Source organism: Rhodococcus yananensis (assembly GCF_020515525.1).
Classification (GTDB): Bacteria; Actinomycetota; Actinomycetes; order Mycobacteriales; family Mycobacteriaceae; genus Rhodococcus; species Rhodococcus yananensis.
Genome location: NZ_JAIYEP010000006.1, coordinates 28,745 through 42,040 on the forward strand (window position 1 = coordinate 28,745; position 13,296 = coordinate 42,040).

At 68.8% G+C, this 13,296-nt stretch carries 11 protein-coding genes; 5 read left to right on the forward strand and 6 right to left on the reverse strand.

Going from position 1 to position 13,296, the window contains the following annotated elements:
• Positions 1-22 precede the first annotated feature (22 nt).
• Positions 23-955 (forward strand): mechanosensitive ion channel family protein, encoded by a 933-nt coding sequence (locus tag LDQ05_RS02450; RefSeq protein WP_226435313.1) that lies wholly within the window; start codon positions 23-25, stop codon positions 953-955.
• Here the strand turns inward: LDQ05_RS02450 and LDQ05_RS02455 are convergent.
• Positions 945-3,065 (reverse strand): ABC transporter permease, encoded by a 2,121-nt coding sequence (locus LDQ05_RS02455; protein ID WP_226435314.1) that lies wholly within the window; start codon positions 3,063-3,065, stop codon positions 945-947. The two genes, LDQ05_RS02450 and LDQ05_RS02455, sit on opposite strands and share 11 nt — an antisense overlap.
• Positions 3,066-3,254: 189 nt before the next feature.
• Between LDQ05_RS02455 and LDQ05_RS02460 the strand changes: the two genes are divergently transcribed.
• A complete protein-coding gene (locus LDQ05_RS02460; protein ID WP_226435315.1) occupies positions 3,255-3,917 on the forward strand; it encodes a TetR/AcrR family transcriptional regulator in 663 nt (220 codons plus the stop codon).
• Positions 3,918-3,920: 3 nt separating this feature from the next.
• On the opposite strand, the gene LDQ05_RS02465 is transcribed toward LDQ05_RS02460, so the two are convergent.
• The 3 genes from LDQ05_RS02465 to mca all read right to left on the reverse strand — a co-directional run bounded on the left by LDQ05_RS02465 (position 3,921) and on the right by mca (position 7,175).
• A complete protein-coding gene (locus LDQ05_RS02465) occupies positions 3,921-5,921 on the reverse strand; it encodes a thioredoxin domain-containing protein (RefSeq protein WP_226435316.1) in 2,001 nt (666 codons plus the stop codon).
• Positions 5,922-5,991: 70 nt separating this feature from the next.
• A complete protein-coding gene (locus LDQ05_RS02470) occupies positions 5,992-6,300 on the reverse strand; it encodes a hypothetical protein (protein ID WP_226435317.1) in 309 nt (102 codons plus the stop codon).
• Complete coding sequence (mca, locus tag LDQ05_RS02475; protein WP_226435318.1) at positions 6,297-7,175, reverse strand: mycothiol conjugate amidase Mca; 879 nt, start codon at positions 7,173-7,175, stop codon at positions 6,297-6,299. The genes LDQ05_RS02470 and mca overlap by 4 nt, the downstream gene beginning before the upstream one ends.
• Before the next feature lie 183 nt (positions 7,176-7,358).
• On the opposite strand from mca, the gene LDQ05_RS02480 reads away from it, so the two are divergent.
• Positions 7,359-7,790, forward strand: a complete 432-nt coding sequence (locus LDQ05_RS02480) for a DUF4307 domain-containing protein (protein ID WP_226435319.1) — start codon at positions 7,359-7,361, stop codon at positions 7,788-7,790.
• Positions 7,791-8,007: 217 nt separating this feature from the next.
• Entirely contained in the window at positions 8,008-8,502 is a 495-nt protein-coding gene (greA, locus tag LDQ05_RS02485) for a transcription elongation factor GreA (RefSeq protein ID WP_226435368.1), read from the forward strand.
• A 79-nt stretch (positions 8,503-8,581) separates the two neighbouring features.
• On the opposite strand, the gene LDQ05_RS02490 is transcribed toward greA, so the two are convergent.
• Both LDQ05_RS02490 and LDQ05_RS02495 read right to left on the reverse strand, forming a co-directional pair.
• A complete protein-coding gene (locus LDQ05_RS02490; RefSeq protein WP_226435369.1) occupies positions 8,582-9,925 on the reverse strand; it encodes a C40 family peptidase in 1,344 nt (447 codons plus the stop codon).
• Between the two features lie 147 nt (positions 9,926-10,072).
• Positions 10,073-12,040: an SEC-C metal-binding domain-containing protein gene (locus LDQ05_RS02495; protein WP_226435320.1), complete on the reverse strand. Its 1,968-nt coding sequence runs from the start codon at positions 12,038-12,040 to the stop codon at positions 10,073-10,075.
• 177 nt (positions 12,041-12,217) lie between these two features.
• On the opposite strand from LDQ05_RS02495, the gene LDQ05_RS02500 reads away from it, so the two are divergent.
• Positions 12,218-13,225, forward strand: a complete 1,008-nt coding sequence (locus LDQ05_RS02500) for an ABC transporter substrate-binding protein (protein WP_226435321.1) — start codon at positions 12,218-12,220, stop codon at positions 13,223-13,225.
• The last annotated feature ends 71 nt before the right edge of the window (positions 13,226-13,296 follow it).

The window sequence follows — 13,296 nt, forward strand, 5'->3', positions numbered from 1 at the left end:
CGAATCGGTAACGTCGCGGGCGATGTTCCCCTCATTCCTCGCCCTCGATCCGACCGCCTTCGAGCTGACCGACACCAACCGCGAATGGCTCATCCACAAACCGATCGCCATCGTGAGCTACGTCGTCGTGGCAGTGGTGTTGCGCTACCTGCTGCACCGGCTCATCGACCGGATGACACTCCCCCGCGACCCGGAGAAGAGGTCGTCGCGATCCCTGCTGAGGCCGCTGCAGGAACGCGCCTCGAAGAATCTCGGCGACCCCGCCGCGCGTGAGCGGCGCGCGCAACGCGCCCGCACGATCGGCTCGGTCTTCAAATCGGGCGTCTCCATCGTCGTCCTGATCTGGGTGGTCCTGCAGACCCTCGACGAGCTCGGGTTCAACGTCGCCCCGTTCATCGCGTCCGCCGGCATCGCCGGTGTCGCGCTCGGTTTCGGCGCGCAGAACCTCGTCCGGGACTTCATCTCGGGCATGTTCATGCTGCTCGAGGACCAGTACGGGGTCGGGGACGTCGTGGATGTGGGCGACGCGATCGGCACCGTCGAGTCCGTCGGCCTGCGCGTGACCACCATCCGCGACATCGACGGCACGCTCTGGTACTGCCGCAACGGCGAGATCCTGCGCGTCGGGAACATGAGCCAGGGACACGCCGTCGCCGTCGTCGACGTTCCGGTCGCCCCCACCGTCAACGTCGACCGGGCACAGCGGGTCGCGTTCGATGCCGTCGTCACCGCCGTCGAAGCCGAAGAGATCGCGCCGCACGTCCTCGAGGCCCCCGAGCTTCTCGGGGTCAACGCGGTGACCGCCGGGTCCGTCACCCTCCGCATGACGGTGCGGGTGCGCGCCGGCAAGCAGTGGGCTGTCCGCCGCACACTCACCGGCGCGGTCCTCGAGGCGTTCGAGCAGAACGGCGTCGAGTCGCCGGGGCACCTGCTCGCGACCGTCGCTACTCCCTGACGGCGCTCCCGACGACCACCTGTTGCGAGGACGGATCCGGGACCGCCGGGGGCTGCCCCGGCGACCGGAACCGATCGACGAGGACGACCGACAGCAGCGACACGGCACCCCAGATTCCGAAGGTCACCAGGTGCGGACCGACCGAGTCCGCACCGAAGTACAGGATCGACCGGATCGACTCGACGGCCGCGGGCATCGGCAGCACCCCGTGCAGCACGCGGAAGATCTCCGGGCTCATGAAGATCGACATCGCACCGTTCGACGCCGGCACACCCAGGAACATCAGGATCGCGACCGCGGGGACGACGGCGAGCATGCCGAACAACCGGGTGAGGAAGGTGGCGAACATCGCCGTGGTGAAGATCGCCAGTAGTCCGGTGCCGAACAACTGCGGGAAGTGCCCGTCGACCGCCCCGGTGAGCGGAGCCGCGATCACCCACACGACGAGGGACATGAACACCGAGTAGACGGCGCTGATCGGCAGCAGCGACTTCACTCGCATGGCCGCGGGTGCGGCGCTGTTTCCCACGACGGCGAGCATGAAGCCGGACATGATCCAGCCCATCGCGACGTACATGGACACCGTGCCCATCGTGTCGGATCCGGGCAGCGGGGCGATGTCCTCCACGGTCAACGGCACCTGCATGCCCGCGGCGACCTGCCGGAAGGTCATCGTCACCACCTGCTGCTGGCTCATCCCGGCCGCCTGACTCGTGATCAGCGTCGCCGCGGGCGACTCGGCCGACGGCAGCACGTACGCCGCGACGACGCTGCGGTCCTGCACGGCGGCGCGGGCGTCGCCGAGGGATTCCGATGCGGTGAAGTCGAACAATCCGTCCATGCTCTGCTCGAATCCGGCGACCGTCTGCTCCGCGGTGTCCACCGTGGTGGCGACGACGGTCACCGGCATCTCGCGCGGCGCGGGTTGGTACATCGCACCGAGCATGATCGAGAACATCATGACGACCATCGCGAGGGGGAAGGCACCGAGGGTGAGGTAGCGGACCCAGTTGCGTTCGGGCCGCGGACCCGCGGTGAGCGAGGCGACGGTGATCTCGGGATCGGGGGCATCCGGGTTCTTCCTGCGTTTGATCGCGTCGACACCGAACACCGCGGCGAGCGCGACGATCGCCCCGATCACGAGAACGAGCACGTGCGACCCGAGTTCGACGCCGTCGAAGTAGAGGACGGAGCGGAGCGCCTCACCGGTCGCCGCGGTCGGCAGGAACGAGTGCAGCGTCACGTACAGCGACGGCAGGGTGTGCACCGACATGCCCATGTTGGATGCGGGCACCCCGAGCACCATGACGAAGAGCATCCCGACGAGCACGGCCATCGGGCCGAAGATGCGGGTGAGGAAGAACTGCACCGATCCCACGGCGAACACGGCGAGCCAGGAGATCCCGAGAATCGCCGCGGTGTGTCCCTCGACCGCACCGAGGACCGGGTCTGCGACGAACCACACGAGGGCCGCGATCAGCGCGGACCAGCCGGCCAGCAGCGGAATCGCCCGGCGCTTGCGGAGCAACTCGGGCGAGTTCGACAGCACGATGCTCCACGGCATGTACCCGGCGAGCATCAGGCCGGTGGCCATGAACATCGCGGCCAGGCCGGCGGTGTCGTGCTCGGGCAGCGGCACCAGGTCCTCGGTGACGAGGTCGAGTCCCTGACCGAGTACCTGGGGCGCGAGCAGCCCGGTCACGGTCGACGACTGGGATGCCCCGGCCGCACCGGCCGTGTAGATCGTGGCGGTTCCGGTGTCCGACAGCACGACGGCACCGGCCACCTCCCGGTCGAAGACGAGGTCGCGCGCCTGATCCCCGGTCGCGACGATGCGGACGTCGACGGCATCGGGGTCGGTGTCCCGGAGCGATCGGGCGAACTGCTCGGCCTGCAGACTCGTGCCGGCCACGGCGATCGGCATGTCGTTCGGGGCCGGGGCGTGCATCGCGAACAGGTACCCCGCGATCATCATGCCGACCATCAGGAAGGGCATGACGAAGATCGCGGCCACCCGACCGATCTGTTCCTTGCGGGCACGGGCGAGGTCCTCGTCGGCGGCGTCGTCACCCGGCGGTCCGCCCGGAACGGGCTCGAGTGTGGTGGTCATGGTCGGACTCCTGGAGGTATTCGGATACGGGGCGCGAGAAAGGAGTGCCCCACTCGCCTCTGACACACGACGTGAATTACGCCTCTTGACTTAAAAAATCTACGCCATACGTCTTAAACTGTCCAAGTGGAACGATGGTGACGTTGGTCCCACCGGAAACGGACACACAGCACGGAGAGGCAGGCGATCGTGGGCAGCTACGGAGACCGGGTCCGACTATCACTACTCGAGTCGGCCGAGGAACTGTTCGCCACACACGGCATCGATGCCGTGTCGAGCCGGCGCATCGCCGAGCACGCCGGCAACGCGAACCATTCCGCGGTGAACTACCACTTCGGCAACCGGGACGAACTGATCCGCGCGATGCTGCTGCGCTACGCGGACGACACCCGCGAACGCCGCCGCGAGCTCGCCGCGCAGCTCGGCCCCGAGCCCCGGCTGCGCGACCTCGTGCGCTGCCTCGTGCTGCCGTTCACCGAACAACTCGCGACACTGCCCGTCCCCAGCCGGCGCGCACGATTCCTGCGACAGCTGCGCTCCGTTCCGTCCGTCGTCGAGATCGTCGCGACGAACACGGTCGACGACCCCCTCATGGACGACCTCATCCGGAGAACCCGCAGCCTGCTGTCCGACGTCCCCGACAGCATCATGCGGGGACGCTCGTGGATCCTCGGGCGGATGGTCGTCGACATCTGCGCCGAGTACGAGGCGCGGGTCGAAGCCGACCCCACCGACGCCGACTGGGCCGGGATGAGCCGCTTCCTCGTCGACGTCTGCGTCGGCGTGCTCCGCGCCGAGATCACCGACGCCGGCGACTACGTCGGTGCCGACGCGGGATCCGCCTGGCCCTGACCCCTACGCCCGGGCCGCCACCAACGCGGCGCGCAGGGCGGCACCGTCCGTGACAGGCGGATCGCACACGGTTCCGCGGCACACGTAGGCGGCGGGCAATCCGTCGATCAGCGGTCTGTCCGTCAACAACACCGACGACTCCGGAGCCCCACCGACCACGATCGCGCCACCGGGCGCATACCGCCGTGCCGAACCCAGAAGTTCTCCCCCACCCGCGACCGCCACCTGCAACGGTCCGCGCAACGACGCCTCCGCGACCGCGAGCCAATGCCCCGCCGACCGCGGCATCCGCTCGAACAACACCGCCACACCCGCCAACGCGGCATGTGCCGCATCGGCGTACCGACCTCCGTCGTCGACGACCACCGACAGCGCGAGCAACGCCTCCGTCATCAACGATGCCCCCGACGGCGTCGCACCGTCGACCGGATCCCGCGGCCGCGCGACGAGCGTCTCCGCGTCGCACGCGGTGTCGAACCAACCTCCCGACCCCTCCGGATCCGCGAAGCGGCCCACCGCGACATCCGCGAGCGCCCGGGCCGGTTCGAGCCACCCCACGTCACCGGTCGCCTGGTACAACGAGATCAGCGCGGTGACGAGCGCACCGTGATCCTCGAGCACCGCGGCGGGCCGACCCACCCGACCGCCCAGCGACGCCCGACGCAACCGCCCGTCGACGACATGGACCGACACCAACAGCCGGGCACACTCCGCCGCCGCGTCGATCCACCGCGGGCGCCCCAGCGCGAGACCGGCCTCCACCAACGCGGTGATCGCGAAGGCGTTCCACGCGGTGACGACCTTGTCGTCGCGGCCCGGCTGCGGTCTCGCCTGCCGGGCCTCGAACAGACGCGCCCGTACCCGTGCGTACCGCTCGTGGTCGTCCGGGTCGTCCGGCATCTGCAGCACCGACGTGCCCGCCTCGAACGTGCCGAGGCGTGTCACCGCGAACACGTGCGCGGCCCACCGTCCGTCGTCCTCACCGAGCACGTCCACCAACTGCTGCGGCGTCCACACGTAGGTCGCGCCCTCGACACCGTCGGTGTCGGCGTCGAGCGCCGACGCGAAGCCCCCCTCGTCGGTGCGCAGATCACGCAGCAGGAACTCGGCGATGCCCGACGCGACGCGGCGCGCGGCGCTGTCGCCGGTGATGCGCGCCAGATGCGCGTACACCCGCAGCAGCAGCGCGTTGTCGTAGAGCATCTTCTCGAAGTGCGGCACGACCCAGCGCGCATCCACGCTGTACCGCGCGAAGCCGCCACCGAGTTGGTCGCAGATACCTCCGCGCGCCATCGCCGCCGCGGTGCGGACCACGAGCCCGAGGGGCTCGGCCGCGCCGGTGCGCTCGTAGTTGCGCAACAACCCTTCGAGCAGCGCCGACGGCGGGAACTTCGGGGCGGACCCGAACCCACCGCGGGTGGCGTCCTCGTCCTCGGCGACGGCCCCGACTGCGGCATCCAACAGGATCGCGTCGACGGGCCTGCCACCCGGGGGCAGCACACCGCTCGTCCGCTGCAGTTCCTCGACGACCGCCGTCGCCGCACGGGTCACGTCACCGCGGCGTGACCGCCACGTGTCGGAGATCGCACCGAGGAGCTGCCCGAACGACGGCATGCCACCGCGCGGTGCGGGCGGATAGTAGGTACCGCAGTGGAAGGGTGCACCGTCCGGGGTCAGGAAGCAGGTCATCGGCCACCCACCCTGACCGGTGGTCGCGACCGTGGCGTTCATGTACACCGCATCCAGGTCGGGCCGTTCCTCACGGTCGACCTTGACGCACACGAAGTTCTCGTTCATGAACGTGGCGGTCGCGACGTCCTCGAACGATTCGTGGGCCATGACGTGGCACCAGTGACACGCGGCATACCCGATCGACAGGAGGATCGGGACGTCCCGCTCACGTGCGTGCGCGAGCGCGTCGTCTCCCCACTCCCACCAGTCGACGGGATTGCCCGCGTGCTGCCGCAGGTACGGGCTCGAGGCCGCGGCCAGACGGTTCGCCATGGCACCACGGTACGTCGGTGGCCGATGCTCGGCCCCGCCTGATCGGCCCCGCCTGATCAGCCCCGCCTGATCAGCCCTCGCCGCGCGCACGCTTCCAGGTGTCGCGTCCCGCTCGACCGGCATCCGCGTCACGGATGCCGAACTCCGGCGGTGCGGCACCGCGGTCGGTGCCCTCGTCGACGGCCTGGTCGGCCTCCGGGTGTTCCGGTTCGAACGTCTCGGGGAGCTTGCCGATCTGCTTGTTCATGTTCCAGATCAGCAGCGCCGTCGCGAGCAGCAGAACGAGGACGAGCGCCAACCCGAGCGGCGACGCCTTACCGAATTCCGGCCCGGCCGGTTCCTGAGCGAGCAGATCCATCGCCAGCGTGCCCACCGTCATCCCACCTGTCCGTCCTCGATCCCCGCGAACAGGTCCGATTCGGGAATCGACGTGCTGACGCGGGTCTTGGCCAACTCGAACTCCTCGGTCGGCCACACCTTCTGCTGGATGTCCAGCGGTACCGCGAAGAACGATCCGTTCGGGTCGATCTGCGTGGCGTGTGCCCGCAAGGCATCGTCACGTTGCGGGAAGTAGTCACCACAGGTTATCTGGGTGGTCACCCTCGCCATGATGTCGCCCTGCTCGGTGCGCCATCGGCTCAGCCATTCCTCCATCGGGAACGGTTCACCGCGACGCTCGTACTCGTCGCGGAACATCTCGATGCGCTTCCGGATGAACCCGTGCGAGTAGTAGACCTTGAGGACCTCCCAGGGATCCCCGAGGTCGGGGCGGTAGTCGGGGTCGGCCGCCGCGTCGAACGCCGCCATGGACACCTCGTGGCAGCGGATGTGGTCGGGGTGCGGGTAGCCGCCGTTCTCGTCGTAGGTGGTCATCACGTGCGGACGGAACTCCCGGATGACCTCGACGAGTTTCGCCGTGGACTCCTCGAGCGGCACCAGCGCGAAGCACCCCTCGGGCAGCGGCGGTACGGGGTCGCCCTCCGGCAGCCCGGAGTCGACGAAGCCGAGCCACCGCTGTCGGACACCCAGATGGCGGGCGGCCTCGGCCATCTCCTCCCTGCGGACCTCGCTCATCCGGTCGCGGATCCCGGGCACGTCCATCGCCGGGTTGAGGATGTCGCCGCGTTCACCACCGGTGAGCGTCACGACGAGCACGTCGTGTCCTTCCGCTGCGTAGCGGGCCGTTGTGGCGGCACCCTTGCTCGACTCGTCATCGGGATGGGCATGCACGGCCATGAGCCGTAGTCCGCTCACGTGTTTCCTCCACCTTGCCGTCGGGTACATCGTCGGGCCGTCCGGACCGACGCCGGGGGTACACCACCCACCGCACGCGCGGGCCGTTCGGGTCCTCCCCCTATAGTTCCACCTGACAACTCCTCCGTCAGCCGTGGCCCCACGGCGCCACCCGATCCTCGGCTCGGGCACGAAAGCAGAACTATGAGCGATACGTCCACACGCGACCGTTACCCGGCCGGCCGGTACCCGTCCACCTCCGGCGCGAACCGGGGCAGACGATGGGTGTTCACCGCGCTCGGCGCCGCCGCCGGGCTCGTTCTCGCGTTCGTGCTGTTCCAGCAGATCGGCAACCCCGACGTGGAGTCCGAGGTGGTCGCGTTCGAGGTGATCGACGACAGCACCCTCGACCTCCAGCTGAAGGTGACGCGCAAGGATCCGTCCCAGGAGGCCGTGTGCATCGTGCGGGCCCGGTCCCGGGACGGCAGCGAGACCGGTCGTCGGGAGATTCTGCTGCCGCCGTCCGACAGCGCGACCGTGGTGGTCGCGTCCACCGTCAAGACGTCCCAGCGCCCCGGGATGGGCGACGTCTACGGATGCAGCTTCGAGATTCCCGATTATCTGCGGACCCCCTGATCCACCTGCGGTTTCGGCCCCTCGGGCGGCGTAGGTGCTAGTATGGGCGGATACACGGTTCCACCCTTTGGGGCCGTGTATTGCTGCATAAGAGACAGTACGGCCCCGTTCACCGCATTCCGAGGGGGGAACGATGGGGGTCGTGCTGTCGTCGTCGTTGCATTTGCGCGACTCGACCCTGGAGCCGGGGGCTCCGACCCGAAGGAAGTGATCGATGATGACCGAGACCCAGGTGACCTGGCTGACGCAGGAGTCGTACGACCGGCTCAAGGCGGAGCTGGACCAGCTCATCGCCAATCGTCCCGTCATCGCGGCCGAGATCAACGAGCGGCGAGAAGAGGGCGACCTCAAGGAGAACGGCGGATACCACGCCGCCCGCGAGGAGCAGGGCCAGCAGGAGGCCCGGATCCGCCAGCTCCAGGAGCTGCTCGGCGCCGCCAAGGTCGGCGTCGCGCCCACGCAGTCCGGTGTCGCCCTGCCGGGCTCGGTCGTCACGGTGTACTACGACGGGGACGACTCCGACACGGAGACCTTCCTCATCGCCACCCGCGAAGAGGGTGCACGCAACAGTGAACTCGAGACGTACTCGCCGAGTTCCCCTCTCGGCGGCGCACTCATCGACGCGAAGGTGGGCGAGACCCGCGAGTACTCGCTGCCGAACGGCAACACCATGAAGGTGACGCTGGTGAGCGCGGAGCCGTACGCGGGCTGAGACGCCACCGCGAGCGACGAGGACCCGGCCGGATGTGTTCCGGCCGGGTCCTCGCGTGTACGACGAGTGCCGGTGACCGTCAGAGGATGCGTCGCGCCTTCATATCGGGGAAGACGGAGCCGACGCGGACCACGTCACCGGTGGTGGGCGCGTGCACCATCTGTCCGCCGCCGATGTAGATCGCGACGTGGCCGGGACCGCCGGCCTGCCAGTTGCCGAACAGCAGGTCGCCCGGCCTGGCCTGGTCGAGTGGGATCTCGGTACCGACGTGCCACTGGGTCTCGGACGTGCGGGGCAACGCGATTCCCGTGGCGGCGTACACCGCGTACGACGTCAGGCCGGAGCAGTCGAACCCACCACCGGACGGTCCGTGAATGTTCCCGCCACCCCACACGTACGGCAGTCCCAGGAACTTGAAGGCCAGATCGACGATCCGGTTACCGGTGTCCGCCGTCCCCAGCGCGAGCCCGAGGAAGGGCGACAGCAACCGGGAGAACGCGGCCTCCGTGGCGCGGATCTTCGCGACGTACGGCTTGGTCTGGTTCTCATAGTCCGGCAGGCCGGACGGCATCCCGCCGGAGCGTCGGACGGCTCCGACACCGGCGTTGTAGGCGGCGATCGTCAGGTCGAGGGTGTCGCCCTGGACGAGCCCTTCCTTCTTCCACTTCTCGATCAGCGCATAGTCGTCGCACAGCAGATTTCCGGACGCCATGACCGGGTCGGCGATGCCGAGGATGTCGGCGATGCCGTCACCGTCGGCGTCCTTTCCGTAGGCGTCCCAGGTGCCGGGCATGAACTGTCCCGGCCCCTTCGCGCCGGTCGACGACACGGGGGCCGTCGGCCCGTAGCGGAAACCGTTCTCGGCGGAGTACAGCGCCGCGAGCACCGGTGCGGTGATGCCGTCGCAGATGTCGCCGGCCTTGCGCAGCCACGGCGCGAACACCGCGATCGCACCGATCGGCGCCAGGCCCGTGCCGGGGAGGATCGCCGGGACCGACGGCAGGGTGATTCCACCGACGTTCGCGGACGGCTGCGGTCCGTACACCGTCGCCTGCTGCGGTTGGGGCAGTCCGAACGCGTTCGGGCGGGCCGCCGGTGGGGCCACGGCGATCCCCGTGTCCGGGACGGCCTCCGGCGGCGGCCGGAGCGCCGCGACGGCGTCCTCGGGCAGATGGGGTTCGAGCGCGGTCGCCAGCGATTCGGTGGTGTCGGCAACGGTCTGCCGCGCCGACTCCTGAACCTGCTCGGGCAGCGACGCCACCGCATCGCCGATCTGTTGATCCACCCCCGGCGCGGACTCCTGCCACGACTCGATGACCTGGAGCGCCTGCTCTTGAATCTCTGCCGGTATGTCTGCGCCCTGCACGAGCGCACCTGCTGCCGTAGCCACTGCGACGATGACCGCAGACGGGTCCACCGACATACGCAACCCCCATCACTCTTCGAACGCCCTCACCGTACTTGTGATTCCAGTCACCGGTACAGCTTTACGGTACTTGATATCACATATATTTAGGAACGCGTTCTATTTTTGAGGTCGATGGGACGACAGTGGCCGATGGTTCGCGTGTTACACATCCTCCACAGGCGGGAGTTCCACGCCGCTGAGAGCCGCCACGAGCACCACCGGATCGACGGTGTCCGCGTCGAGCAACACTGCGAGATCGTCGACCGTCTCGTCGACGACCCCCACGACCGCCCCGGCGGCAGACCAGCGGTCGCCGATCGGAATGAATCGCGCGCACACGACGAGTCCGGTGTCGTTGCCGTCCCCGACCTCCGGCGCCGTCACCGCACGACGCTCACCACTACGCAGGTTCCGCACCGTCAGCCCCTCCCCCGGCGCGACCTCCTCGATCTCCCACAGCGAACGACGCTCCTGCACCCAACCGGCCAGGAGCGCACGCTCGTCGTCCGGCAGGAGATGGCCGCGCCGATCGAGGAACTCGGCCTCCGCACCCGCCTCCGCCGACACCACATCGGCGACGAGCCGATCACCGGATGCGAGCGAACCGACGTGCTCGGCATCCTCGCTGAATCCGCTGCGGATGTCGGCGAGCAGATACCTCCACCGCACCCACTCGTACTCGTCCAGATGCTGCGCAAGCTTGACCATCAGCCACTGCGCGCGCTCGTCGAGCGAATGGTCCGCCTTCCCGAGGTGACATACCTTGTACTTGCGTCCCGACCCGCACCAGCAGCGGTCGTTGCGCCCCAGACCGGCGTGCTCCTCCGGCCGGAACCGTTCGAGCTGTTCGATCGTGTGCGCCGCCCGCGCGTCCGTCGACCGCGACAACAGCGAGAGCGCCCGAACCACGTCGCTACGGTCCGACGCGTACCGTGCCGCCGCCAGCAACGCCGGATCGAATCCGCCGTCCGCGTCCACCGCGGCACCGAACAGGGTCTCCGCCTCACCGATCCGACCGGCGGCCTCGGCCGCCGTACCCGCGATCCACGACATCGCGGCGGTCACACGACGCGGACCGTGGTCACGAACCCACAGCGCGGCACGTTCCAGAGCGTCCGCACCGATGTTCTCGTCGAAGAGCTGATCCACCACGGTCTCGGCGACATCCGGATCAGCGAGCTCGGCGTACAGACCGGATCTGCCCACCGCGAACCGTTCTTCGAGATCCTCGACGTCACCGTCGGCGAATGTCTCGGCCAGCGAAGCGAACGACGCCACCGCCGGCACCGCCTCGACCGGCACCCCCACCTGCTCGGCGTACGCATCGAACGCCGCGAGCATCAGATGGCCCTCGAAATCGAAATCGGCCTCCGCCACCAGGTTTCCGGAACGCGCGAACCCCCCTTCGTGCAGCAGCTCCGTCAGCGGGAGGTGCGGGGTCGTGAACGCAGCGGGATCGTCGACGAACAGCCCGAACAGCACCGCATCCAGACGAATCGGCTCGACACGGGACAGTTCCGCGGCGACCGCACCCGCGAACGCGGTCGACGACCCCGGTTCGCCGGCCACCGCCTCCCACGTCACCCCCTCGTCGGCACCGAACACCAGGAGATCACCGGGACCGAACCCGTCGAAGGTGCCGGGCGGGAACGCCAGCAGGTCGCCGAGCACGGAACCGTCGAGCACGACACCCCGCGCAGTGAGCTCCTCCGCATCCAGTTCCGTGTCGAGGATGTCGAAGTCCTCGTAACCCGAGGCCAACGCCAGCAGCGGCTCGATGTCCGCGATGGGCAGCGTCGCGGTCGCGATCTGTTCGGCGGTGAGACGATGGGTGAGCACCCGGCCGGCCAGCAGCACATCGAGCGCCGCGACCCGCCCGTCGGCGAGGTCGGCGATCCTCTCGTCGAGGAGTGCCCGTTCGAGTTCGGGCAACAGGTCCTCGGGGTCGCCCTCCGCCGATGGGACCAGCTCGGCGAGACTCTCGACGTCGAGGGGCCCGCGGTCGCGCAGCACCGCGAGCATCTCCTCGACGACCGCATCGTCGGGCAGCCCGAGGTCCTCGAACAGCCCGAGTTCGTCGGGTACTCCGGGTTCGTCGGGCAGGGAATCACGGGGCGGGAAACCGGTCATCCCCGAATCGTACGGACACCGACAGACCTCGGTCACCCACATCCACGTGCCTCGGACCGACCTCCCGACCGAACGACTTTTCCACGGCACCGAAATGAGGTGGACCTCACTCGATTGCGGGACAGCTTCGCAATCGAGTGGTTCCCACTCCCCACCGCTGGTTCGAGAGGTCCCCTTTTGTTCGCCACACGCACACGTCGCAGATTCGGAGGCGGCCTCCTCGCCGCGGTCACGGGCGTCACGCTCGTGCTGACCGGATGCTCCTCCTCGTCGGACGAACCGTCACAGACCGACTCCCCCACCGCCGCCACCCGGACCGTCACCGACAGCTCCGGTGAGGTCGAGATTCCCGTCGACGCCGAGCGGATCGTCACCGTCCACCACATCGCGACGCAGCCCCTGATCAATCTGGGAGTCGTGCCGGTCGGTCGCGGTGCCGTCGCCGAGAACGCGGTGACGCCCGAGACCTGGCAGAAGATCGACGACGTTCCCGTCGTCTCCAACGGTGCCGAACCCGACACCGAGCAGATCGCCACCCTCGAACCCGATCTGATCATCGCCCACAACTGCATCGACGACACCGACCTCGACGCCCTGCGCGGAATCGCGCCCGTGCTCGTTCTCGACATCGCCGGGCCCGGCCGCGCCGACTGGCAGGGGCGGGTCGAACTGGTCGCGCAGGCCCTGGGACTCGAGGACACCTACCAGCAGCTGCTCGACGACTTCGACACGCGCGCCGCGTCGATCGCCGATACCCACCGCGACGTCCTCGACCGCGAAACGTTCTCCCTGATCGGTTCGTGGAACCCCGGCACGTTCAACACGTACAGCGCACAGAGCATCTGGGGAAGCGTGTTCACCAAGGCCGGCGCGCGCATCTCCCCGGCCGAGGAGGCCGCAGCGAGCGCGGAGTCGTCGGGTGAGGCCGAGTTGAGCATCGAACAGTTGCCCACCGTGCTCGACGGCACCGTGCTGCTGCACGTCACCGACCTGCGCGGAACTCCCAACGCCGAACTCGAGGCCGTGATGGCCGAGCCGCTGTACCGGTCGGTGCCGGCGGTCACGACGGGGCTCGTGTTCCCCGGCGGCAAGGACACCGTCGGTGGTTTCGAGGATGCGAACTACAACCTCGACGTGTTCGAAGCGGCACTGAAGGCTCTCGAGAACGAGGCACAGCCGAGCTGACGACACGGTTCCCCCGCGTCACTCCGCTGGTCACCCCACCCCGGTGATCACCCCGGTGGGTCACCCCACCC